The following is a 25,741-nucleotide window of genomic DNA, read 5'->3' as shown; positions in this document are numbered from 1 at the left end:
AAATTATATTTCTCCCTTTAACTGATTGGGTGCTGCTTCTTTTTTCATCAAAGGCAACAATACCAATATTCCGACCAGCAGCAACACTGCTGAAGCTTCATACATATACACAATAGATAGATGAGATTTAATCCATCCCGACGCTGACATGGTGATGATCATTGCTCCCATGAATACCGGGTTCAGAATGCCATTGACCCTTCCGATGAAGGCCTCTTCGGTATTTTGCAGAATCATTGTGTTGATTCCAATATGAATGCAAGGCATAAACAACCCTGAGAAAAACTGTGCGGTCAAGGTCAGCCAGAAAGCCGTTGACATTCCCATTCCGACAAAGCCGATCGCGCTTGCTGTCAATCCAATCGCAAGAAGCAATTGCGGCGAAACCTTTCTTGAGATCCCAACGGTAATACCTCCGCCGAGTATCATGCCGATCCCAAATGCCGCCATCAGCCACTGAAGATTTTCCTTAGGCAAATCAAGTCTTTCCGTTATTAAAAATACTCCAAGCGGCTGTGTCAAACCAATCGCGAGACCTGCCGCCATAAACGTCCCACCCAGCAAGGATAAATGCTTGCTGTTCAATACGTAGCGGAACCCATCCTTCATTTCCTCCATCAAGGATGTTTCGCGCTTTTCTTCCACCGTTTTTTGATCTGCCGGCAGCATCAACAAGACAGCTGCTGAGCATACAAACGCGATGCCCATGATAGCGACAGCTGCCATAATGCCAAATTGCTCGTAGACAAAAGTTCCGAGAACCGGACCCAGGATCATAAATAAGGCAAAAACTGTCTGGTACATAGACATACCCATCTGGATAAGCTCAGCTGGTACATGCAGCTTAAATAGCTTCATCCCCGCCGGCTGTGAAAACTGCGAAAGGATTGACGACACGAGCGTCGCAAAGAAAATCACTTTCCAGCTGCCAAAAAATAAGGTGAGCAGTACAACAAACACAGATACCGCACTTAACAAATCACACCAAATCATCGTTCGCTTCGGCAGCCACCTGTCGGCAAACGTCCCGCCGATAAAAGAAAACAGGAAGATCGGCGCGAATTCAGCTACCGAAATCATCGAAACCGCGACCGGGTTTTCGTTTGTTTTTTCAATTACATATAAAAGGATTGAATAATTTCGTACCCAAATCCCAATCTGGAGAAATAACACAGACAGCAAAATTGTCCTGATTACCTGATTCTGAAACAATGCGCCCATGCCCAATTTTTGTTCATTTGTTATTTCAGACATAAAAAAACCTCCTATTCCATTTCTGGACAGGAGGCTTCATTTTGATAACAAAAGAACAGAACACACCCGTAAAAGGCAGCTCCATCATTAAAATTTTGTTCCCAAAAAGCAAGACTAATCCTATCCAGAAAATACTCGTATCAAATTCCTATTACGAAAAATTTTCTCAATAAGGATTATTTGATCATCGCCTCTTGGTCACCCTTCCGTGAATTGATATCCCTATACTACATGATAACAAAATGGAAATCAATAACATACGGGGTATTGGCACACGAGAACCGTCCCCATGTTCTCCCCATGTTTACCTGTGTTTCGGGAATTGTTCGGCGGGGACTGGTTTGCTGAAGTGGTATCCTTGGGCTTCGTTGCATTTGTGGTGTTTGAGCAGTTCAAGTTGTTCTTGGGTTTCGACGCCTTCTGCGATGACGGTTAGTCCCAGGTTATGGGCCATCAGGATGATGGTGGTGGCGATGTTTTCGTCACTTTTGTTGTTGGCGATATCCTGAATGAAGCTGCGGTCGATTTTCAAATGGTCGATCGGGAATCGCTTCAGGTAATTCAGTGAGCTGTAGCCTGTCCCAAAGTCATCAATCGAAATGTTCACGCCGAGCTTTTTCAACTCATGAAGGATAAAGCTGGCGGCTTCGACTTCCATCGTCATGCTTTCGGTAATCTCAATGGTCAGGCAGCAAGGATCGACGCCCGTTTCCTGAAGCGTCTCCCTGATCATTTGAATGAGATTCGGCTGATAAAATTGGCGAATTGATAAATTTACGGAAATCGTTAATGGTTCCATTCCTTCTAGGCGCCAGCTTTTCAGCTGAAGCAACGCCGTCTTTAACACCCATTCTCCAATCGGCACAATCATCCCAGTTTCTTCTGCGATTGGGATGAATGCTTGAGGCGGTACGCTGCCGACTTTTTCATTTTTCCAGCGGAGGAGGGCTTCCGCTCCGACTATTTTGTTGCTGCAAAGTTGGAAGATTGGCTGATAGTGCAGTTCGAATTCGTTACGCTCGAGCACCTTCCTCAGCTCATTTTCAATCTGCAGCTTTTCAAACGCCTGCTTATCCAGCAATACATCATACGTCTGATAGTTGTTTCTTCCTTGCTTCTTTGCCTGATACATCGCAATATCCGCTTTACTTAAAAGAACACCCAAATCCTCTCCATCATCAGGATAGAAGCTCATCCCTACACTGGTAGTGATGTAGACTTCTGTTCCATCAATCAGAAAGAGTTCTGACATGGTATTCAAGATTCGATCAGAGACTGTTTTCGCCTCTACCTTCGTAGTATGCTCAAGCAGAATCGCGAACTCGTCCCCGCCCTGTCTTGATATCAACGCTTCATTGCCAATACATTTTTTCAGTTTTTCAGAAACATATCTTAATAGTTTGTCTCCCATTGTGTGGCCAAGGGAGTCGTTGACAATTTTAAAACGGTCCAGATCCAGGAACATCAAGCACAGTTTCTCACCTTCGCTCACATTGGTTTTCGCTATTGCAGCCTGGACCCTTTGGTCAAACAGCCTCCGATTTGGCAACCCGGTCAGGGCATCATGGTATGCCATAAAGTTAATTTTCTCTTTTGCCCGGTAATGCTGGATCGCCAGGCTGGTAAGGTCCGTTGCTTTCTGGATCATTTGCATATCTTTTTCACGCGGAGAGCTTGAATGGTCATAATAAAGACCAAAGGTTCCGATTACTCGTTGATCATCATCAAAAAGCGGAGATGACCAGCAGGCCTTTAAACCGTAGGATAACGCAAGATCCCGATAATCAGCCCATAAAGGATCTGTCCCGATATCCGTAACGGTGACGGAACGCCTTAAATACGAAGCCGTCCCACAGGATCCTACTGATGGTCCAATCGGGATGCCATTTACAGCTGCATTATACTCATCCGGCAGACTTGGCGACGAACCATGCATAAGCCTTTTCCCTTCTTGATCGGCAATCATAATGGAGCAGCGTGCCCCATTCGTGAACCTCTCCATCAATAGAATGATTTGGTCGAGAACTTCTTGAAAAGAATCCCCCTTCGCGATCATCTTCAGAATCCGATTCTGCCCGCTTAACAGCCCCTCAAGCTCCTTCTGTTTCGTGACATCCTGTGCGCACCCTACCGCTCCAATGATTTTACCTTCTACCGAGATTGGAACAACAGTCAGGAGTATATCAGCCCGCTCGCCGCTATTCTTTTTTAAAATCACCGTTTCGAATCGCTCCCGTTCCCCACTTGTCACCCGCCGAAAATGCTCAATCGTTTCCTGCAGATAATCCTCATGAATGATCGAAACAAAATTCATCCCAAAAGCCTCTTGTGGCGAATAACCCGTAATAACCTCAGCCACTTCATTGAATAAAATAAAATTCCCATCCATATCCACCGCATAACAAGCATCATGATTGTATTCAAACAACGATTTATAAACACCGATATTAAAACTGCCACTTAAATCAGCCCGCATTTAGAACCCACCAATCCCATCCAAACCAATTTCATAGATTCAATAATTTATTTACACTTATATCCATATATATCGGGTAAAAAGCCCCGGTTTCCAATGGAATATCCTTACAAAATGAGCGGTTGTTCAGAACATGGGGACGGTTTCCGCATTTCATGCTTGCTAATTAGAACACTTGCCCGACGTTTTTTGCCTTGGACCGTTCCAATGACTCTTATTGGAACAGTCGAATGTCGTTTTTCTGCCCTGCACTGTTCCAATGATCCTTATTGGAACAATAAATCTGACTTTTTTCGCCCTGCACTGTTCCAATGACCCTTATTGGAACAATGACCTGAAAGTTTTCCGGCCTGGACTGTTCGAATGAACCTTAAATCAGAACACGAGAAGCGTCCCCCACGTTCTCATGAACCTTATACCAGAACACGAGAACCGTCCCCATGTTCCCTCCATCATGTTTTCTTTGAAAAAAAAGGTTTAAGCCGATTTCTTGCTGGGTATATAAATATGTTATTTAATTTAAGGTGAGTAGTTGAATTAGAGTAGAGGGGTATTACATAATGGGGATTTTGATTGTTGATGACAATGAAGCAAATTTATTTGTGATTGAAAAACTTTTGAATAGGGCTGGCTATACAGACCTTCTTTCATTTACTTCAGCACATGATCTTTTTGGGTACCTGGAATCAGACAATCCCTACATCGTCGCTGAGCAGGTTGATTGTATTCTGATGGATATCATGATGCCGGAGGTGGATGGTATTGAGGCTTGCAGACGTCTCCAGCAAATTCCCCATATAAAGGACATCCCTGTCATCTTTGTTACCGCTTTGGAGGATTCAGCTAAGGTTGTTGAAGCGCTTGATGCCGGCGGGATGGATTATTTGATGAAGCCGATCAATAAGACTGAGTTGCTGGCGCGAATCAGGGTGGCACTTAGGCTAAAATATGAAAAAGACTGGCATAAGAAGCAGGAAGAGAAAATCGTCAATGAGCTCGAGCTTTCGATGCAGGTGCAGACAAGCCTGCTTAGTGAACCGGTGTACAAGGACAATTTGCTGATCAAGGCGTCCTACCTGCCTGCCTTCAAGCTTGCGGGGGATCTTTATTATTGGCATAAAATCGATGAAGACCGTTATGCGGCGATCCAGCTGGACATGATGGGCCACGGAATTTCTTCTTCCCTTGTCTGCATGTTCATCTCCTCCGTTCTGCGTGATGCGATCCGCTCGAATCCTGATCCTGAGTATGTGATTGGGGAACTGAACAGATGGATGAATTCCCTGAATCAGCACAATCAAAAAATACCTTATTATTTCACTGCGATCTATATCATGCTGGATACCTCCCAGCGAAAAATTGAATACATAAACGCCGGGCACCCTACCGGACATGCCTTGATCGACGGCAGCCATGTTGTCGAGCTGAAAAGCAATACATGCGCGGTCGGCTTTTTCCCGGATATCCAAACAGATAAAAAGACAGTCAGCTATTCCGACTCTCTTCAGCTGCTCATTTGTACCGACGGCGTCCATGAGGCGATCGATAAATACGAACAGGCTGGGACAGAATTTTTAAAAGGCATCTCCCATAAATTAATCGACGGTGCAAAAGACGCTGAACCGCTCGACTTAATCCTGACACCTGAGCAAAAAGAAGCTGGAACAGACGATATGTGCATCGTGCTGATCCAAGCAACTTAAACATTCAATGATCCTGAAATCAAAAAAAAGCAGAAATCCTAAACAACAGGATTTCTGCTTTTTTTTCGGTATATCTTATCTTTTGAATTGAATGCTTCAAGAAAGCCCTGATCCGTGCGGGCAGATTCCTTTGTGCCGAGGCCAAGGAAACCGCCATTGCTAAGACTTGCATCGAACAGGCGAAATACCTGCTGCTGCAGCTGCTGATTGAAGTAAATCAGGACATTGCGGCAAATGATGAGATGGAACTCATTGAGAGAACCATCGGTCACTAAATTATGCTGGGCAAACACCATATTTTTCTTCAGCGAATCATTCAGATGGGCTGCTTGACTATCGGCACTATAATACTCGGAGAAGGACTTCCTCCCGCCTGCAAGAATATAATTTTTCGTATACGCCTGCATTTTGTTGAGCGGCATCGTGCCTGTCTGCGCTTTTTTCAAGACAGTTTCATTCATATCCGTCGCATAAATCTTCGTCCGGTCCGCCAGTCCCTCTTCCTCGATTAAAATCGCCATCGAGTAAGCTTCCTCGCCAGTAGAGCAGCCCGCATGCCAGATGCGGATTTCCGGAAGGTCCTTTAACAGCGGGAGCACTTCTTCACGCAGCGCTTTAAAAAAGTCTGGGTCCCTGAACATCTCCGTTACGTTGATTGAAAAATCCTTCAGGATATCCGACAGGATCCTTTCATCATGGATGATTTTCTCCGTAAGGCTTGTGATGCTTGGCAGTTTTTCTGCGTTCATCCTGGATTGGGCTCTCCTCATGATCGAAGAGCGCATATAATTCCGGAAATCATAGCCTGACAGACGGTAGATGGCCAGCAAAAGCAATTCAAGCTCTAAGTCTTCCTTATTCAACTTCATCCCTCTTCCATCCTGCTCCAGCATGCCCTAAGACAGCCAAACCCGCATCGCCGAGAGCAGCTGGTCCAGCTTCATCGGCTTGCTGATGTAATCATTGGCGCCAGCGTCGAGGCATTTATCGCGGTCACCCTTCATCGCTTTCGCCGTCAGCGCGATGATCGGCGTTTCGCTATTTTCTTCCATCGACCGGATCTTCCTGATCGTTTCATATCCATCCATGACTGGCATCATGATGTCCATTAATACGATGTCGACCTGGTCCAGTTCCTTCATCCTTTCAAGGCATTGTACTCCATTTTCTGCGGTGACAACGTTCATGCCTTCCTTTTGAAGTGCATTTTTCAGGGTAAAAATGTTGCGGTGATCGTCGTCAGTCACGATGACCGTTTTACCAGTCAGAACGGTCGTTTTGCCAGACGGTGCGGCATCAGTAGCCGGTCCCTGTGATAAACCTTGTTCTTCCACCATCGGCACTTCTGGTAAAATCGGTTCATGCCCAGCTGCCACTTCGGATTGTTCCATAGCTGCAGCCACCTGATAGTGTACCTCGAATTCATTCATTGAAGGATACCCCTGCGGCAGGTTTGGAATGATAACAGTAAAGGTACTTCCCTTTCCTTCCTGGCTTTCCACCTTGCAGATTCCGCCCAGCAGCTGGGAGAACTCCCTGGAGATGGACAGACCCAAGCCGGTGCCGCCATACTTCCTCATAATCGCGCCATCCACCTGCTGGAAGGCTTCGAAGATCATCTGCTGCTTTTCTTTTGGAATGCCGATGCCTGAATCTGTCACGGAAAACTTCACCCATGTATCAGAATGACCGGCAAGCGGACAGCCCATTGTTTCACGTTCATCCGCCTTCTCGATTTTAATAGATACAGAGCCTTTGTCCGTGAATTTGAAGGCGTTGGACAGAAGATTCTTCACTACCTGCTGCAGACGCTGTTCATCTGTATAAATAATCGGCGTGATATTATCAGACACGCTGACGTTAAAATCAATATTCTTATTCTTTGCTACCTGGGAGAACTGTCGCTCCAATCGGTCGGCGAATTCAGTAAGGAATACTTCCTCAAAATTGACTTCGAGCTTCCCTGCCTCCACCTTGGATAGGTCGAGGATGTCATTGATCAGGTTCAGCAAATCCTGTCCTGATGAATGGATGACCCTCGAGAATTCCTTCTGCTCTTCCGACAGCGCATGCTCCTGGTCGTCGAGCATCATTTCTGAAAGCAGCAAAATACTGTTCAGCGGCGTCCGGAGCTCATGGGACATGTTCGCGAGGAACTCCGATTTATAGGTAGAGCTTTGTTGAAGCTCCATCGCCTTCTGTTCGAGATCTTCCTTAGCAGCCTGAAGCTCTTCTGATTTCAGCTCTGCATCATGTGTACGTTCCTCGAGCTGCTCATTCATCATCCGCAGCTCTTCTGTCTGCATCTGCAATTCCTCTGATTGGGCCTGCATTTCCTCAGATTGTGACTGAAGCTCCTCTGACTGGGCCTGAAGCTCTTCTGTCTGAGCCTGGGATTCAAGCAGCAGACGTTCGACTTCCATCCGGCCAATAATATTCGTGATTCCGATTCCTAACGTTTCAAGGACATTCTCAAGGAGCTTTTGGCTGCCTGAGCTGAACATCTGGAAGCTTCCGATTTCCACTACGGCAATGACTTCATCCTTCAGCATGACCGGCGCCATGATGATGCTTTTCGGCGCAGCCTCTCCCAGCCCTGTTGAGATCACCCTGAAATCAGCCGGTACTTCATTAAGAAGGATGGTTCTTTTTTCCGCGGCACACTGCCCTGCCAGACCTTCACCCTCGGCAAAGCTGTCTCTTCCCGCTGCTCCGTTATCATCCGCATAGACCGCAACCTTTTTAAAAAGTGGCTTTCCTTCTGATCCATCCTTAAGGTAAAAGGCTCCCAAATTACCGCCCATGAGCGGGGTCAGCTTTTTGATAAAATTCTCTGCAAGGGATGCTACGTTCACATGCCTGCTGTAGAGTTTCACGATGTCAGCCGAATTGGATTCAATCCAGTTCTGCTCCATGATCTCCTCATTGTATTTCTGTTCCTTAATCGTAAGGTCCTCGATCGAAGCCGCCATCGCATTATAGACTCTGGCAATCTCGCCGAACTCACCCTTCACTCCGTCGTCCATTCTAGGAATCACGGATAAATCATCATAATCGACATTTTTTATCGCATCCGTAAAGGAATTGATCGTCCCAACCGTATCCCTGATCACCCATAGCATGACGCCAGTAATCAGGATAATCGCCAATACAATTAAACCAATCAGCGCCTTTACTAGATTGTTATATGTGCCAGTTGCTTCAGCCAATGCATCTTGCATTAGCGATTCCTGGAAATCCTTGAATTCATCAATCTTTTTGAACAACAAATCCCTGTTTGCCATTTCGTTTCGATAAATGGCCTGCAATTCATCAGGACTCGCGCCATTCTCCAGCCTGTTATAAATATTGCGCTCCATGGCTGTGTATTCTTTATAAGTTTCCTTCACTTCAGAAATCAGGACTTTGGATTTATTCCTGTTCAAAAGGGTCTCCAGCTCGATTAAACGCTGGCCGATATCTATACCACTTGAAGCATCCTTCTTGAACTCAGCCTCTTCCTGATCATTCGTGATAATTCGAACAAGATTCCGATCCTTCTGGTAAAGCTGCTGTCTAATTTCCGTGACTTCACTCACCTTGGTATACCGGTCCTCCACAATCTCAAGCATATTCGCCCGGATCGAATTCATCATCACAAGAATCGTAAACAACAAGAGGAACAAAAAGAACACCGTCAGCCCCAAACCGACATACTGCTTCCTTTTAAAACCCATCATCTCTCCCGCTTTCCTGCCAAATAAAAAACTATCAACCTATCAATCAAATATACCAAAAACCCCGCCCATAAGCTATTTAGAAGCATAGGGACGTACCCGGGACGTACCCTTTGCTTCGTTTTATGACTGGTGATCAGCACAATAATTTTGATGTCCCGGTGAAAAATACTTTTAATACACAGAAGCATAAGATACGTCCCCATGCTTCTCTTTAAAAGAATGTAATAGCAATGATTCATAAAACTATAAAAATGTGGAATGCTAAAATTTAGATTAGAATAAGTAGGTGTATAGCCATGGAAGATAAATCAAAGATCCGCCTTACCTCCGCTGAAATTTCAATGTTGTGGACTCAATACATAAACGATACTGCTTCAATATATATGATTAAACATTTTTTAGAAAAAGTAGAGGATGAAGAAGTTCGTCCGATTATCGAATTCGCTTTGAATGGATCCGAAAAGAATATTAGTTACTTAACAGAATTTTTCAAAATGGAAAAATTTCCTGTACCAGTTGGATTTACTGAACAGGATGTTCACTTAGATGCTCCAAAATTATTCTCAGACACTTTTGTTTTAATGTACTTAAGAAACATGTCGGTGCTGGGAATGGCCGCTGGCAGTGTTTCATTGGGTTTTGTAACGAGACCCGATGTTGTGGACTTTTTTAAAAGCGTCAGTCAAACATCAATTGGTTTACAGGACTTAACAAGAAGTGTGATGTTAAAGCAGGGAACATATATAAAGTCTCCATATGTAACACTTCCGGATAAAGTGGATTTTGTTCAAAAACAGAAATTTTTAGCTGGTTTTTTAGGAGACGTAAGACCTTTAACCGTTCATGAGATTACGATGCTGTTCAACAATATCCAAACAAACGCAATTGGGAAGACAATCATCATCGGATTTGCTCAAACCGCGCAAAAGAAAGAAGTAAAGCAATACATGATGAGAGGCAAACAGATAGCTCAAAAACATATTGATTTATTCAGTGATAAACTAAAAAAAGAAGATCTCCCAGCACCAATGATTTGGGATTCAGCCCTATCTGACTCAACTAAACCAGTTTTTTCAGATAAGTTAATGATGTTTCATGTTGCCTCGATGAATGCTGCTGGAATGGGAAATTACGGTACATCGATGGCTGGGAGCCCAAGAAGAGATCTTGCTCTTCTTTATGCATCATTAATCCCTGAAGTGGCATTATACGCGGAAGATGGTGCAAACATCATGATAAAAAACTCCTGGATGGAGGAGCCTCCTCAAACTGACGACCGAAATCAATTAATAAAGGGAGATTAATATTATTTTGGAGCAACGATTTTCTTGTGGCTTGAAGGGACGTACCCTTTGCTTCTTTTGAAGACTGATGTTCAGCTTAAAACATTGAAATTCGCTGAAAGCTCCTCTTAATAATCAGGAGGCATAAGGTACATCCACATGCTTATTCTGCCTGCTGATTGCTGCTTGAATTCAATCAAGTTACGAACGTTTTTCTGCATTGAATATCAACAGCAAGGTGTGGGTTTCATTTGCTCCGTAGACTCGTAGCTTTCACTTTCATAAGTAAAATTTATACGATCTGGAATAATAACGATATAAATGGTTGAACATTGAGGTGTTACATGCGACTTTTTATGTGGGTAATTTGGGGATTAGCAGCTTGGAAGTGGGGTGACTGGAGAAATTGGAAGAAATACCAGGCCACCATTCTGTATATGATGTACTTTAGTGCGGTTTACGAAATATTATGTTACAACTATCCTATTTGGAGATTTGAATACGATCGATCACTTCCCTTTCTGGTCAACCATCCATTGACTTCCATTGCTATAAGTTTAATTCTCTATCCATAAATTATTTTAATTTTCCTCGGAAGATACCCAAATGGCTCTTGGAAAAAAAAGTTAGGCTGGCAGTTCCTATTTGTTTTTTTATTTTCACTATCCGAATTCATCATAGTTAAATCCGGTAAAATAACCTATAATAATGGTTGGAATTTTGGCTGGAGTATCTTATTTAATATAAACACTTTCTTCATGCTCAGCCTTCACTATAAACGTCCCTTATTAACCTGGATACTCTCTCTTTTCATTGTGATGTTTTATGTTTATATGTTTAAGGTCCCATTGGAATGCAGGGAGCAAAGGAGCGGGAGCAAAGGAGCGGGAGCAAAGGAGCGGGAGCAAAGGAGCGGGAGCAAAGGGAATACCCTTTGCTTCTTTTGATAACTGGAGTGCAGCACGAAACGATGGAAATTCCAGTGAAAGATCCGCTTTATAAACAGAAGCGTAAGATACTTCCCTATGCTTCAAAGTATTACACCGGAAAAGTTCCCTTTTAATACTTCTTTTTCTTTCTGATTTTTAGCTAAAAAGGATGCCATAATGGCTGTTCGGTTGTTTTCTTGCCTTTCGTATTTTTCAATTTTCACTTCACAAATTATTGTATCCCCTGTAAATACAGGTCTTAAAAACTCAAAATTCATAGTACGAGCCAGCACGTTATGATCTCCGCCAACTTTGGTTGGCAGAGTTGCCGTTAATAACCCCTGAACAACAAGTCTTCCCTGTTCATCAGGTGTTATATGATGAATTCCTTCATCACGTGAAATCTCTGTAAATAATTCTACATCCCTTTCTGTAAAAGCCCGTTCAAACGTAATGATTTCCCCTACCTTTAATGACATATAAATCCCCTCCCAGGGAGCATAGGGACGTACCCTTTGCTTCTTTTGATGACTGGTGTTAACCACAAAAACATTGAAATTGCTGAAAAATCCTCTTAATAAACAGAAGCTAAGATCCGTCCCCATGCTTCTAGTTCAATAAAATGAAATGTTTACGGAGTTCCGTTTCGTTAATGGAAATCCTGATCGACATGTCTAAAGTTCGTAAAACGAAATCTTTGACTCCTATAAATTCAGATTCAGCAATCAAATAGAATTGGGTTCCTTTTTTTAAACCTTTAAAGTTTTTCTTTAGCTTATATCTCTTCATGATCTACTCTAGCTGCTCCAATATTCTTAATTTAATCTGATGTATGTATATTATTTAAACCCACTATCCCGTTCATTCAATAATTAGTTCAACAAAAAGTGCGTTAATCCTTCTGGATCAACGCACCCGGCAGTGTAAGTTCAGTGTCACTCTCGTTCTTTTGCCCTCTGTGTATCTCGAATATTCTTCTGGACTGTTATCGCTGCAAATAAACTAAGCACAAATGACATACCATAAAATCCTTTTTCGCTTAAAACGATACTTCCTGCATTATATAAGCCAATGGCCATTAATGAAATCGATACAATAAGCGCGAACCAGCTTATGCCATAATAAATACTAGTAACCGGTATTCCCTCTTCCTTATCTCTTACTGCTTTTTGTAAAGATACGGCTGAATAAAGTCCGAATACTAAAACGGCAAAATAATAGCCTTTTTCGTTCAGTTCCATCGCTGCGTTAAATAAACCGATCAGATAAGCAGCCACACCTACTGTCAGCGCAGCCCAGGAAGCCCCTTTGAAAGCGGAAGTTGGTTCTCCCTCTTTCCGTTCTACTCTCACTTTTGGATTATTTTGTTTTCCTTTATCTAATAGAATTTCATTTTCATTAGACATGAATGTTTCTCCTCCATTTTTTTCTTATAAAAATAGACCACCGCACAATCGTGCTTCATCCTAAATCTATTATATAGAAATCACTTACAAATAATAGATAATTTATTCATAATTTCCAGATAATATTCCAAGTTTACGAATTTCTCAGCTAAACTGCCCTCATTTGCTTAATTAGGCATTGATGTATGGCAATATTTATATAAAAAAAAGCAACATTCAAACGTTGCTTTTCCAACTTATCATATTCGGAACTTTGTTCAGGAGAACTATAACCTTAAAACTAAGGATTGGACTTTTTCAAAAGAAGGTTCCTATCAGTTATAAAACCGAACCAGCATCTACCCCCTGCTCAATCCCGTCCCTTAACCTGCTTCAACGTCGCGACGATCAGGAAGCTGACAATCACCAATAAGAGCCATGAACTCACCTTTCCCAGATGTACGAGGCTCCATGCATCGGCTTGGTTTGGATATTCCCAAGCGCCAAAGAACGTTGCGATATTTTCGGCTATCCAAATAAAAAATCCGATAAGCACAAAAGAAAGGGCGAGTGGCATCCGGTATCGAGTTCCATCAACCTCGTATGTGGCCCATGATTGCCAGAAGACGATCAAGACAAGTCCAGATAGCCACAAGCGCACATCCATCCAATAATGGTGGGTGAAAAAGTTCAAATAAATCGCAGCTGCAAGAGATACCACTACCCAAAACGGCGGCCACTTAACCAGTTCAACCTTTAACCTTCTCCACGCCTGGCAAAGATAACTCGCTACACTTGCGTACATGAACCCGCTATACAAAGGCACTCCAAAAATTTTAGAATATCCTTCCTCTGGATATGACCAGGAGCCCATATGGACCTTAAAAAGTTCAAGCGCGAGGCCTATAAGGTGGAACAAGGTGATCACCTTTAGTTCATCCCGTGTTTCAAGCCCGGAGCGCACCATCCACCACTGCATCAGAAGGCAGATGATGAGCAGCCAGTCATAACGAGGCAGGAAGGGAAGTGGCATGAATCGTGTAAAAGCCAAAGAGGCAAAAATAACGACAGGAAACAAACAGGATAGGGCCTGCTCCCAGCCAAACCGAACGAGTTGTTGTAGTGCTCTCTTGCTTTGTGCCTCCATGGTTAATAAATTCATGATTTACTCCCCTTTTATGAAAATTACCATTCACGTTAAAATCCCTGCTTTATTGGGTGTCGTCATCACTTCGGTATTCTAAAATATCTCCAGGCTGACATTCCAATGCTTTGCAAATGGCCTCCAAAGTGGAAAATCGAATCGCTTTTGCCTTTCCATTTTTCAATATAGAAAGGTTAGCCATCGTGATTCCTACCCTTTCCGAAAGTTCGGTTACGCTCATTTTCCTTTTAGCCAGCATCACATCAATGTTGATAATAATTGCCATTGTTTTCACCTCAGACCGTTAAGTCATTTTCAGATTTTATATCGATGGCATTTTTCAATAGCTTTTGAAGAACAGCCGCAAAGACGGTGATCACCATGGAGCCAAAAATAATCACCATTCCGATCAGGATCATCCCTGGGGCATCGTCTACCTCAGCCATGAGATAGATGAGTGGCATAAATACCACAAATAAGGCACTGATGGTGATGGCACAGTATTTGATATTCTTTAACGCCATTACTGATAGGTCCGAAAACGCCTCGTTCTTGTCAATATAGCTTAAAAGTTTCAAAGTCTGATACAATGCAGCGAAAAATACGATCGCCGTTACATACAAACCGATTAAAAAGGGATATTGCAAAAAATCTAATTTCGGATTTAATTCCGCAAAAAATTCAGCGATCTCAGGTAAAACAAATATACACAAAGCAAGGACAGGAAGTCCCATAAGAAAAACAACTACCTTTAAAAAGAGTGTTTCTCGTTCCATAATAAGCACCTCACATATTTATTATCTGATTTGAATTTAGCATCTTTCTTATCGATTATCAATAAATAATTAATGATTATTATAATATTTTTATCGAGGTCATGAATATTCACACAAAAAAAAAGGAGCAAAGGGACGTACCCTTTGCTTCTTTTAATGACTCGTGGCCAACGTAATAATATTGAACTCCGGTGAAAGACCATGTTAATAAACAGAAGCATAAGGTACGTCCCCGTGCTTCTTCTTTACTATACTTCGTCCCATGAACGATACATCTGCAAAACCTTGCATTTCACTTTGCCTGAAGGAACGGACAAATTCGTTTCCTCGCCAATTTTCAAACCGATCAGTTTCATCGCAACTGGTGTGTGATAGAAAAGTTTGCCTTCGTCGATATTCGATTCACCGTAGCCAACGATTTCATATATTTCATCTTCCGTAAAATCTGTGTACTCAAATGAACACTTCACGATCGAGCCGATTTCAACTATTTCCGTATTTCGCTCATCAAACTGAATAACTTCAGCCGTTTTATAGACATGTTGAATTTCGCGAATGCGTTCTTCTACTATTTGTTCATCCTGCTCTAATTTATGAAAATTAGGATTGGCTAATTTATCATCCCCGCAAGCATGATAGGCAATATTTTTATCCATACGCACTTGCTTCAATTCTTGATCTAAATCGGCTATTTGTTGACGGATCAATTGCTCTCCATTAGGTGTGATTTTAACTGACATATGATTCTCCTTAAACGAGATATTGGCTGCCTTGCCGAAAACAAATTTTCCTCTATAAAGGCTATCTTAAATTAGACTGTTGATTTCCGCTCCAATCAACAGGTGCTAAAAATCAACATTAACCTTAAACACAGACTCTATAAAAAAAGCGCCAACCTCTATTTAATAGAAATCGGCACTTCGTTTATTCGATTACGATTAGCGAGACGCTTTTGGCGGCTGGCAGACGTCACATTTACGCTGGTTATTATTTTTAAACTTCGTAAATGTTTTTTCAAAGTTGCTTCCACATGCACATTTAAATAGTAACTTTTGAGAAAAACCGTGATATTCCGTTGATAGCAACTTACTTTCCGAATTTTTCTCAACAAATTCAATAATTTTAGCGATTGTCCATCGTTTATTCATTCTCTTACACCTCTATATTTTATCGCTAAGCGGAGGCTTTTTTGGCATCCGTGAGCAAAAGTCGTAATTAACCTAAGTTCCTCATTATAACATGAGCTGGCACACAATTAAACAAGCCGTTAAGTTTCCTCGGATAAGGAGATTCCTAGTATGATCTGCCTTGGCTGCTTAATTACTCTTTAATCCTCTAAGCATTTGAAAAATCTGTCCCCTATGATGCGATTCATGATCGATCAGGTGATAAACTACCCACTCAGGGGTTACATCATATTCCTCAAGTACCCGGGCCTTACGCCAATCCTCTTTTGTCATGGCCTTGAAAACAGAAAGAAACACTTCACGTACTTTTTTAAGCCGGGAAAAATGCTCTTCGATCCTTTCTCCTTCAAAGTGAGTCAGCTTTCCATTCGTCCAGCCTTCTACCGGAAATAATGCACTGATTTCAGGGTCCCACTCTTCTTTTTCTAAAACTTCTCCAAATAGCCATCCGGCCTCGACAAAGGCAATGTGGTATAAAAGTGTTCCAATCGATTGTCTATCCTCCAATTTTTTATCAAGCAGCTCCTGGCTTATTCCAGATAATTTAGCTATAAGCTGATTACGAACTTCCTCCAAACACCAAATCCAGCGACCAATTTCAGCGTCATATCCTGGTAATGATGATACATATAAAGCTTCTCGTTTTCCCATTTCCCCAGCCTCCTGTTCCTTGCTTTAACAACCGATGAATAACCGTCATTTACATTTCAACATTCATTTCCTATATACCTTTTGTTTATTAAAAAGAATTTTCAACTCAACCAATCGAAGCAAACCCAAACTCGTTAATGATATAACCCCCACAGCCCCTCCACATTTCTAAAACCTTCCTCCTTACGATAAACTATTACTAAGAATAGTGAATAGGAGTTTCTAAATGGAAAAACAGCAACAGCAAACTAGTTTAAAACCGTTCCTTACGCTTATATTATCAACGAAAATCCCTAAGGGGGCTCTTTTTACTGGACTCGCTGCCAGCCTCATCACGACGCTCACCGGCCTGGCGGTACCGATTCTGACGAAAAACCTGGTCGATGGCTTTTCGGTTGAAGCAATCAGCATGCCGCTCGTCATTGGGATTGCCGCAGCGTTCATCCTCCAGGCGCTCATCAGCGGAGTTTCCATCTACCTGCTCAGCTTTGTCGGGCAAAAGGTCGTGGCGAGATTGCGCGAACGGATGTGGGCGAAACTGATTCGCCTGCCTGTCCGCTATTTTGACAAGCAGTCGAGCGGCGAAACCGTCAGCCGGATTGTGAATGACACGAGTATTGTCAAGGAACTGATCACCAGCCATTTCCCCAACTTTGCGACTGGCATCATCTCGATTATCGGCGCGATCATCATTTTACTTTTGATGGATTGGAAAATGACGCTCTTGATGCTCATTTCCGTCCCCCTTACTCTCGCGATCATGATGCCGCTTGGCAGGAGAATGGCGAAGATTTCTCGCGGACTTCAGGATGAGACCGCTGTTTTTACCGGACATATCACCCAGACCCTTGGCGAAATCCGCTTGATGAAGGCGTCGACCGCGGAAAAAATTGAAGAGGAAAACGGCTATAACGGAATTGACAAGCTGTTCAGCTTTGGACTGAAGGAAGCACGAATTTTTGCAATGATTGGACCGATCATGCAGCTGATGATCATGGTCGTCATCGTGCTCATCATCGCTTATGGCGGCATGCGCGTCGTCAATGGAACGATGTCGACCGGCTCCCTGATCGCCTTCCTGCTTTACTTGTTCCAAATCATCATGCCAATCACATCGTTCGCGATGTTCTTCACCCAGCTGCAAAAAGCCAAAGGCGCAACAGAGAGAATCATCGAGATTTTGGATCAGCCGCTGGAGGAAGGCCAGAAAGGGATCGAAATGGATATCAGCAACCTTCCAATCACGATTGACAATGTTTCTTTTTCCTACAGTGAAGACCAGCCTGTCATAGACGGAGTGACTTTAGAGGCGCAGCCAGGGCAAATGGTCGCGTTTGTAGGCCCAAGCGGCGGCGGAAAAACGACGATGTTCGGGCTTCTTGAACGCTTTTACGAACCGACCTCAGGGGAAATCCTGATCGGCAGCACACCAATCCAGCAGCTTTCCCTCATATCCTGGCGCAGCCAAATCGGCTATGTCTCCCAGGAAAGCGCAATGATGGCCGGAACGATCCGCGAGAATTTATACTATGGCTTGGAAGATGCAGAAAACATCCCTGATGAACGCCTTTGGGAAGTCGCAAAAATGGCCTATGCAGATCAATTTATCGAAGCATTCCCAAATGGACTTGATTCTGAGGTTGGCGAACGAGGCGTCAAGCTTTCTGGCGGACAAAGGCAGCGGATCGCGATAGCACGAGCTTTTTTAAGGGACCCTAAAATTCTCATGATGGATGAAGCAACCGCAAGCCTCGACAGCCAGTCAGAGGGGATCGTTCAGGAGGCATTAACACGATTGATGGAAGGCCGGACAACATTTGTCATTGCCCACAGGCTATCCACCATTGTGAATGCAGATAAAATCGTGTTCATTGAAAAAGGAATGGTTACCGGCATCGGCACACATAGTGAGCTAAATCAAACACACTCATTGTACCGGGAATTTGCCGAGCAGCAGCTGGCTTAACCTGATTTTTAAAAAGGACTCCATGTGTTCTGAACGTCGATTGTTACTGACGGTTCAGTTCATGGAGTCCTTTTTTTGGCATAATGACTGAGTTCACAGGCTAAAAATCATACCTTTTAACAGTCACTTATTATAGAATTAAGTAAAAAAGCTTCGAGGTATCGCTAATGATAAAAGGTAATTCTTATATTCTCATTTTCTCCGCGCTTGTCTTTTTGATCATCCTATTCGTTTCATCAACACCCATCCTGGTTAAAACCTTGCTTGGTATTTTAACGATCGGATTTCTATTTCCTCATATCAAAAGAATTCTAGTTAAAGACCGATTCCGAAAAATTAAAGTAGCTTTCTATTCATCAGTGACCTTTACAATCGGCCTTTTTCTACTCACTTTTCTAACCGCTGTTTTTAATGAAAAATCATTTCATTTTATTGGTGAATTCATTCCCTCTATGATCATTGTGCTAATTTACAGTTTAATTGGAAATTTCGTTTATGGCTTACCTGTCTCGCTAATAGCAGAGTTCATCTCAATGAAGTTTTCCAATATACGCTTCTGGTTATCAGCTGGCATTCATATTGGATTTGGGCTGGTTACATACCTTATTGTCCCAGAGTTCACTATTCCTGCGGTTATTTGTTCGGTCATCTTTTTTACTCTAGACGAAATGATAAGAAAACGTTCAATTACTAGTTGAACCTGTCTGCACCTTTTATTTAACGTAAAGCCGACCTTTTCCAAAAAATAATCCGCTTTCTTTGCAGGTAACTGCAGCTTAAAATCACATTGAAAGAGCAACTAAAAAAGCAGAGTAATTCGCATATGGATTTGCTCTGCTTTTTTATGGGTTTATGAAAATTTTCATAACAAAACTGACATCATCAATCTCAGCCCTGGTTCCCTACCGTTATCCTGACATCCATGACCCTGGTGCACCTATAACTTCAATCGCCTTTCCATCTTCCCTAAAAAGGAATCTGCCAAAACCGCTAAGATACAGGCAGGAATCGCTCCTACATATATTCGAATAGTATTCCGTGAATTGATACCTGAGAAAATTTCGCGTCCCAATCCATCGCCACCTACAAGCGGAGCAAGGGTTGCAACACCAACTGCGATTACTGCAGCTATTCGCAACCCCGCCATAATAAATGGCATGGATAGCGGAAGCTGAACCTTGGTTAATAGCTGTCCATACGTCATTCCAATTCCGCGACCCGCTTCCGTAATAGATGGATTTACCTGGCTTAACCCAACATAGGTATTTCTAATAATCGGCAGGAGTGAATATAAGAATAGCGCAGTCACTACAGTATAGAAACCAAGTCCAAAATAAAGCATTAGTAAAGCTAATAGTGCAAGGCTAGGTATAATTTGGATAATATTAGCGATTGATAGAATTACCGGCGCTATTTTAGGATTTCGAAAGCAGACAACACCTAGCAATGTTCCAACGATTAACGCGGCCATTACACCACATATAGCCATTATCAAATGCTGGGCCGAATATAATAGAATCAAATCTATATTAGCTGTCATATATTCAAATACTTCTTTTAAAAATGTCATTTTCTACACTCCTATCAATTTTTAAGGAGCCCTCTCTCTTTCAAGAATTCCCTTGCTACATCCCGTTCACTGCGGTTTTTAATATCAACTTGATAATTAAGCTCGGTGATTGTTTTCTCGTCAATTTTCCCGACCAGCTCTTCCATAATCCCTTTTAATTCGGGATGCTTTTTCAAAATTTCATTCCTTACAACCATCGAGGCGTCATAAGGTGGAAAAAATCGTTTATCATCTTTTAAGATTTTTAATTTGTATTGAATTAAACGTGGATCCGTAGAATACGCGAGAACGACATCCATTCTCTTATTGGCTACTGCTTCATAGACGAGATTAACGTCCATGGAATAAGCTTTTTTGAAATCAAAATCATAATGTTTAATGAAAGCCGGATAACCGTCTTGCTTTCGCTCCATCCATGAAGAATCAACCCCAAAGTTCATGTCCTTTTGATCCGCTTTTAAGTCAGATATATTCTCCAGGCCTTTTTCCTGGGCAACATCTTCCCTGACTGTCATCGCATACGTATTTTCCCAGCCTAGTGGATCCAGCCAGGCCAAATCGTAGTGTTTATCAAAACCCTCTTTAGCCTGCTTTAGAACTTCTTCCCTGTCAGTTGTTTGTTTGACCGGGAAAAAATTATTAAAAATAACCCCTGAATACATCAAGGCCATATCAATATCATCCCGGCCCATCGCTTTTAAAATCATGGAGTTTGATAATAAATCCGGTATAATATCTACCTTCAAATCTGTTTGATCTTCTATAAGTTCTTTATAAACTGCTGCCATAATTTTCGTCTCTGTGTACGTCGCTGCACCAATTTTTATCGTCTCTCCAGAACTGCAGGAGGATAACACAAAGAGCGAGGCAATCATGAAACTGAGCAAAATTCCAGTAAGTTTCCGCATGATGATCTCCCTGTACTTTTTCTTGTTATATTCCTTAAAGCTTTACGCAGTTCTTTTTCTTGTAAAAATGCCCAATAAGAAATCAACCGCAAGTGCTAATACAATGGCTGTTATAGTACCGGTAAAAATAAGGAAATTATCATTATTCGCCATGCCAGCTATAATCAAATCCCCCAGGCCGCCTGCGCCGATCAGGGCAGCAAGCGTAGTCCAGCTGATAATATATACAGTCGTCAGGCGGATGCCGGATAGGATATATGGAAAGGCAAGTGGCATTTCAATTTTCCATAATCTCTGCATAGAGCTATAGCCCACTCCCCGTGCAGATTCGATAATACTGGGGTCAACCTCTTTAATCCCTGAGTACGTATTCCGGAGCAGAGGCAAAAGGGAATATAGGAACAAAGCAAAAACGGCTGGCTTTAATCCAACCCCTAATATGGGCAGGAGCATCGCAAGCAAAGCAATTGTAGGAATTGTTTGAAAAATATTTATGATGCCAAATACAAACGATGAAACCGGCCCTTCCTTAAGCCTTGTTAACCAAATTCCCAGGGTTATGGCTACAAGGCATCCGAACACCACAGCTAGCCCAACAATTGTTAAATGCTCCCCGGCCCGAGTCAGAATATCTGGAAATCGCTGCTGAAGAAAAAGAAAATATTCTTGCAGAGTTTTCATATCAAACGACCTCCTCCTCTACAGGAAACATTTCTTCAACTGGGAACACTTCTGCCATCAGGCGGACCATGCTTCCCCTTGTGATAATCCCCATAAATTTCTGGTCTTCATTCACAACCGGGACATACGGAAGATTATGCTTGCTCATATATTCTAGAGCCACTGTAAATGGAGAATCAGGCAGGACCGTATAGCCAAATGGCTGCATCACATCTCCTAATGTTTTTGTCTCATCCCGGTATTGGCCAAGGACATTCAAGATGGGAGCATATCCCAATAATCTCCTTTGATGGTCGACTACGATCAGAGAATCAACCTTACGCTGTTCCATCAGTTTTAGAGCAGCAGCAAGGCCGCGCTCAGGAAATGCCGTAGCCGGATTTTCATTCATTACTTCATTTACTGTAGGGATTTCCCGGTCTTCTTTTAAGCGGTCCTTCCCAATAAATTCTTTGACGAAATCATTCGCAGGGTGCCTTAAAATAGAATCAGGTGTCCCTACCTGAACAACTTCCCCGTCTTTCATAAGAACAATATTATCCGCAATCTTAATTGCTTCATCCATATCATGGGTAACAAATACGATTGTCTTCTTTAATTCTTCCTGAATATTAACGAGTTCATTTTGGAGTTGCTCTCTGCTGATGGGATCGAGGGCACTGAAAGGCTCATCCATCAATATGATCTCAGGCTCTGCAGCCAGAGCCCTTATGACACCAACACGTTGCTGCTGCCCTCCGCTAAGTTCTCCAGGTTTTCGATTTCTGAATGTTTCAGGAGCTAGTTGGACCTTGGACAGCAGTTCATCCACTTTTGCCTGAGTTTTTGATTCGTCCCATTTCAATAGCCTTGGGACCACAGCGACATTATCGGCAATGGACATATGTGGAAATAAACCGATATTTTGAATGACATATCCAATTTTCCTCCGAAGCTGAACAGGATTAATGGCAGTAACATCCACGTCATTAATGACTACTTCTCCCTCTGTAGGAGTAATCAGACGATTGATTAATTTCATTGTCGTTGACTTCCCGCAGCCGCTGGGCCCAATAATCGCATGAATTTTGCCAGCTTCCAGCTCCAGATTTATATTCTTTAATGCCTGAAAGCCATCATTATATTTTTTTGAAATATTATTAAGCCTGATCATAAGCTTCCCCTATCTTCTGTTTTGGTCTTAATTCAACTAAGTTACTTAGCAACTTATACCCACTTCAGCGAACTTTAATCTCCCAAGTTATGTATAATTAAAGGCTATAGTAGTATTGTTTTTGGATGATTTACAAAAATTAAAGGCTGTCGAGAAACTCTCGACAGCCTTTATTTTTGTTTATTTACTTCATTAATTCACCGCATTATTTCGTTATAATGTAATTGTGGTAAGTCTATCGCAATCTCTTTGAATCGTTTGTTACAAAATGAATACCAAATTTTATAAATTTTAAAAATAAAATACCCTACTAATATAATAGGCCAAGATTAAAAAGTTGAAAAACCACATCAAACCAGTTTATACTGCTCCGACTTCAATCAAAGTACATTCTCCTTTTAAAACCACAAATGAACTAGAACTATTGGATAATGAACCTTTACCTGTTTAGCAGTCGGCATAACCATTGCTGCAATTATTAAATTAACCATTAATCACCGTATAATAATTTTTTGTTCATAATCATTCAATAAAATCAATGTTATTGTCTTTACACCAGTTTATCGCAATCTCTTTGAATCGATTATCACGGAATGAATACCAATTTTCTTCGATTCCAAAGTCTATGATTTTTTCCTTAAATCTTCTGAATGCACCCTTACCCTTGATTGCCCCTAACAACTTATTTCTGATAACTTGATCACTAACAGACAGGCAATAATCTTCCATAATTTCATACTCATTAACATCATATTTCGTAGGAAGCCCCAGATAATCCTCAAAGTTTTCAACAACGGCAATGGCTATCTTTCTTTCTTCCTGTTCCCAATCAGGTAAATGATCAAAAGGTTCTTCGTCTTCAGCAGCTCTTAAGTCTTCCAATTTCACAAATACAATTTCACCAGTATTCTTATTTAAAAATGTTTGAGACTCATCAAACTGCATTTCTAATTCTTCAATTATCGATTGAATCTTAATTGGAAAGCTCACACATTATTACCCCCTGGCCATTTTTTTGAAGCAGAGGGACGTACCCAGGACGTACCCTTTGCTTTTTTACAGTGCTGTTCAGCGCCATAGTATTATAGAATCTGTTGAAAGCTTATATAAAAAATGGAAGCATTAGATATGTCCCTATGCTTCAAGGTCTTTTTTGACAAAAAATAAAATGATCATCAGAATTCCAAACGTGAAGATGATCAGCAAGGTAACCGCGCAGCCACAACACGCCGTTAATTCGTCTCAGATAAAAGCCTTTCGGAAAATCATCATCTTCAGTCAGTATCTCCGATGCTATTGTGATGGATCCGGATGGAGCTTGTTGCCGCTGTGAAGGATTCCCTGAAAAACCTTCAGGCTGATCCAGGTACTCCAGTCTTAGGTGAGGACCCAACTCGAGCGGACACAATTCCAAACCAAGTTCGCTCGCTCTTTTATAGATCTGAGGAGTAGCAGCTCCATCAGGAAAGCCAAGGTCTCCAACGGTTATTTCAACGGTCTGCAGGATGTACTTTGTATCAGAAGTAGTAAATTTCCCATCAGCTAATAGCCTCTCTCCATACTCATTCATTAAGATAGAGGATTGTTCCAATTTCTCGATTAGCTCCCATTTCGTTAGTCCGCCCACCTCTACTGTTCTCGTAACAATTGGGCAATTAGGGTATGCTTGCTCATTTCCGCTATCCATTCGTAGTCACTCCTAACAAATTGTTGTAAACCGATCTAATGGACAGTATGAAAACATTCATTCTAGAATTCTCGTATTTCATTGTTCAGCTAACCAGCCTCGTAACATAAGTATGTTCAACAAAAAGAAGCGTTAATCCTTCCTGGATCAACGCAATATGCCAGTTGAAGCAAGTTATGGATAAAGCTTCTCCCACCCTTAGGGTCATCATGATAACTCCTTGCGTGAACTTGGTTAGGTACAACAAGTGGTTCTTTTGGTTCCTTACCCCATTCCGCTCTAACCTCAATTCCACGTAATAAGCACTGTAAGTTAATAACTGACTAGTACTGAATGAAGCAATAACAACGCCAAAATAACTATGATCACATTTTAGAAAAGTGTTTGAGTCTTTCACTTTCAAATGTCTTATGTAATAAGTAGAAAAAGCCAATAACCCATATACCCTCTTGAAAAAATGTAGATATTATATTTCTGAACATATTCAAAATAAAAAATAAGTCCATAAAAATCCTCTCCCTTTACATAAAATCGCTTTACCACAACTTACTATTTTTACCATACACTCTGTCTTAATAATGCAAAAAGCAGTGCATTTTCGGATGTGAAATGCACTGCTTTATTGTTGTTTATATATGTTTTTTCCTTTGAGGGTACTCCAAAAGGAAACGGTCGGTTTGTTTTTAAGTCAATTTTACAGTTTAAGTTTTGAGCTACCGCCTTGCTAAAACTTATAGCGCTGCCGAAATAGATTGTTTTTGCAGATCGTTTGCAAGCAGGCTGTAAGCCACTACTTTTTTCTTGTATTGTTTTACGACATCCACGTGATCAGGATATCTGAACAAGAGGATCTTCACATCCATTTTCCCTCTTTTAGTATGAATGATTAACGGTGTTCCGCTGTCCTCCGGGTTTAAATATGATTGCTCAGTTCCTGGCCAAATATATTGCTTTTCTAAAAACGTAGCATCGTTAAAAGCTTTTATTATTTCGGCTTTGTCTTCACCTTCCACTGTGATTCCATTGATGGTTACGGTAACATCCTCTTCATTTAGCTTTGAATGCACTCCAAATTTACTGAAAATCCATTCGATTGCCCCGGTGGGAAGAGAAGTAATTGCTATTTTAAAAAGACTGAAGAGAATTATCGGAAGTATAACAGCCCAGGTCATTTTCATCATCTCCGTTAGGTTTTGAGTCTATATTATTTACTTTTGAAATTATAATCTATTTGGACGAAATATCAACCATCCAATCATATATTATTTT

At 41.8% G+C, this 25,741-nt stretch carries 23 protein-coding genes; 4 read left to right on the top strand and 19 right to left on the bottom strand.

The features are described from left to right. Positions 1-3 precede the first annotated feature (3 nt). Both V7654_RS06115 and V7654_RS06110 read right to left on the bottom strand, forming a co-directional pair. Positions 4-1,254 (bottom strand): MFS transporter, encoded by a 1,251-nt coding sequence (locus V7654_RS06115; RefSeq protein WP_335429295.1) that lies wholly within the window; start codon positions 1,252-1,254, stop codon positions 4-6. A 304-nt stretch (positions 1,255-1,558) separates the two neighbouring features. After that, a complete protein-coding gene (locus V7654_RS06110) occupies positions 1,559-3,730 on the bottom strand; it encodes an EAL domain-containing protein (protein WP_335429294.1) in 2,172 nt (723 codons plus the stop codon). 560 nt (positions 3,731-4,290) lie between these two features. On the opposite strand from V7654_RS06110, the gene V7654_RS06105 reads away from it, so the two are divergent. Continuing rightward, positions 4,291-5,433 carry a PP2C family protein-serine/threonine phosphatase gene (locus tag V7654_RS06105; protein ID WP_335429293.1) on the top strand — a complete coding sequence of 381 codons (1,143 nt, stop codon included), beginning with the start codon at positions 4,291-4,293 and terminating at the stop codon, positions 5,431-5,433. A 38-nt stretch (positions 5,434-5,471) separates the two neighbouring features. Here V7654_RS06105 and V7654_RS06100 read toward each other — a convergent pair whose 3' ends face one another. Then, the gene (locus tag V7654_RS06100; protein WP_335429292.1) at positions 5,472-6,302 is read right to left on the bottom strand and encodes a CheR family methyltransferase; all 831 of its coding nucleotides are present in this window, start codon (positions 6,300-6,302) and stop codon (positions 5,472-5,474) included. A gap of 27 nt (positions 6,303-6,329) precedes the next feature. After that, positions 6,330-9,149 (bottom strand): response regulator, encoded by a 2,820-nt coding sequence (locus V7654_RS06095; protein WP_335429291.1) that lies wholly within the window; start codon positions 9,147-9,149, stop codon positions 6,330-6,332. Between the two features lie 299 nt (positions 9,150-9,448). On the opposite strand from V7654_RS06095, the gene V7654_RS06090 reads away from it, so the two are divergent. Further along, the gene (locus V7654_RS06090; protein WP_335429290.1) at positions 9,449-10,456 is read left to right on the top strand and encodes a DUF3231 family protein; all 1,008 of its coding nucleotides are present in this window, start codon (positions 9,449-9,451) and stop codon (positions 10,454-10,456) included. A 1,009-nt stretch (positions 10,457-11,465) separates the two neighbouring features. Here V7654_RS06090 and V7654_RS06085 read toward each other — a convergent pair. The 8 genes from V7654_RS06085 to V7654_RS06050 all read right to left on the bottom strand — a co-directional run bounded on the left by V7654_RS06085 (position 11,466) and on the right by V7654_RS06050 (position 16,507). Next, positions 11,466-11,843 carry a hotdog domain-containing protein gene (locus tag V7654_RS06085; protein ID WP_335429289.1) on the bottom strand — a complete coding sequence of 126 codons (378 nt, stop codon included), beginning with the start codon at positions 11,841-11,843 and terminating at the stop codon, positions 11,466-11,468. Between the two features lie 456 nt (positions 11,844-12,299). After that, positions 12,300-12,770: an inner membrane protein YiaA gene (yiaA, locus tag V7654_RS06080; RefSeq protein WP_335429288.1), complete on the bottom strand. Its 471-nt coding sequence runs from the start codon at positions 12,768-12,770 to the stop codon at positions 12,300-12,302. Positions 12,771-13,119: 349 nt separating this feature from the next. Next, a complete protein-coding gene (locus V7654_RS06075) occupies positions 13,120-13,896 on the bottom strand; it encodes a DUF817 domain-containing protein (RefSeq protein ID WP_335429672.1) in 777 nt (258 codons plus the stop codon). A gap of 64 nt (positions 13,897-13,960) precedes the next feature. Then, a complete protein-coding gene (locus V7654_RS06070) occupies positions 13,961-14,179 on the bottom strand; it encodes a helix-turn-helix domain-containing protein (protein ID WP_335429287.1) in 219 nt (72 codons plus the stop codon). A gap of 10 nt (positions 14,180-14,189) precedes the next feature. After that, on the bottom strand, positions 14,190-14,669 hold the full coding sequence (locus V7654_RS06065; protein WP_335429286.1) for a DUF2975 domain-containing protein: 480 nt from the start codon (positions 14,667-14,669) through the stop codon (positions 14,190-14,192). A gap of 248 nt (positions 14,670-14,917) precedes the next feature. Next, on the bottom strand, positions 14,918-15,409 hold the full coding sequence (locus V7654_RS06060) for a GreA/GreB family elongation factor (protein ID WP_335429285.1): 492 nt from the start codon (positions 15,407-15,409) through the stop codon (positions 14,918-14,920). A gap of 198 nt (positions 15,410-15,607) precedes the next feature. Further along, positions 15,608-15,817 (bottom strand): hypothetical protein, encoded by a 210-nt coding sequence (locus V7654_RS06055; RefSeq protein ID WP_335429284.1) that lies wholly within the window; start codon positions 15,815-15,817, stop codon positions 15,608-15,610. Positions 15,818-15,985: 168 nt separating this feature from the next. Continuing rightward, on the bottom strand, positions 15,986-16,507 hold the full coding sequence (locus V7654_RS06050) for a DinB family protein (RefSeq protein WP_335429283.1): 522 nt from the start codon (positions 16,505-16,507) through the stop codon (positions 15,986-15,988). Positions 16,508-16,733: 226 nt separating this feature from the next. Between V7654_RS06050 and V7654_RS06045 the strand changes: the two genes are divergently transcribed. Continuing rightward, positions 16,734-18,473 carry an ABC transporter ATP-binding protein gene (locus tag V7654_RS06045; protein ID WP_335429282.1) on the top strand — a complete coding sequence of 580 codons (1,740 nt, stop codon included), beginning with the start codon at positions 16,734-16,736 and terminating at the stop codon, positions 18,471-18,473. A gap of 167 nt (positions 18,474-18,640) precedes the next feature. Then, positions 18,641-19,171 (top strand): hypothetical protein, encoded by a 531-nt coding sequence (locus V7654_RS06040; RefSeq protein ID WP_335429281.1) that lies wholly within the window; start codon positions 18,641-18,643, stop codon positions 19,169-19,171. Between the two features lie 239 nt (positions 19,172-19,410). On the opposite strand, the gene V7654_RS06035 is transcribed toward V7654_RS06040, so the two are convergent. The 7 genes from V7654_RS06035 to V7654_RS06005 form a co-directional block, all read right to left on the bottom strand. After that, entirely contained in the window at positions 19,411-20,043 is a 633-nt protein-coding gene (locus V7654_RS06035; RefSeq protein WP_335429280.1) for an ABC transporter permease, read from the bottom strand. Between the two features lie 14 nt (positions 20,044-20,057). Continuing rightward, entirely contained in the window at positions 20,058-20,951 is an 894-nt protein-coding gene (locus tag V7654_RS06030) for a glycine betaine ABC transporter substrate-binding protein (protein WP_335429279.1), read from the bottom strand. Between the two features lie 42 nt (positions 20,952-20,993). Further along, a complete protein-coding gene (locus V7654_RS06025) occupies positions 20,994-21,632 on the bottom strand; it encodes an ABC transporter permease (protein ID WP_335429278.1) in 639 nt (212 codons plus the stop codon). A gap of 1 nt (position 21,633) precedes the next feature. Further along, positions 21,634-22,785: an ABC transporter ATP-binding protein gene (locus V7654_RS06020; RefSeq protein WP_335429277.1), complete on the bottom strand. Its 1,152-nt coding sequence runs from the start codon at positions 22,783-22,785 to the stop codon at positions 21,634-21,636. A gap of 522 nt (positions 22,786-23,307) precedes the next feature. Continuing rightward, positions 23,308-23,775 carry a UPF0158 family protein gene (locus V7654_RS06015; RefSeq protein WP_335429276.1) on the bottom strand — a complete coding sequence of 156 codons (468 nt, stop codon included), beginning with the start codon at positions 23,773-23,775 and terminating at the stop codon, positions 23,308-23,310. A 151-nt stretch (positions 23,776-23,926) separates the two neighbouring features. Next, on the bottom strand, positions 23,927-24,472 hold the full coding sequence (locus V7654_RS06010) for a helicase (RefSeq protein WP_335429274.1): 546 nt from the start codon (positions 24,470-24,472) through the stop codon (positions 23,927-23,929). A gap of 731 nt (positions 24,473-25,203) precedes the next feature. Continuing rightward, entirely contained in the window at positions 25,204-25,644 is a 441-nt protein-coding gene (locus V7654_RS06005; RefSeq protein ID WP_335429273.1) for a YfmQ family protein, read from the bottom strand. Between the last annotated feature and the right edge of the window lie 97 nt (positions 25,645-25,741).

Source organism: Bacillus sp. JJ1609, assembly GCF_036967045.1.
Classification (GTDB): Bacteria; Bacillota; Bacilli; order Bacillales; family Cytobacillaceae; genus Mesobacillus.
This window is presented reverse-complemented; position numbering and strand designations above follow the sequence as displayed.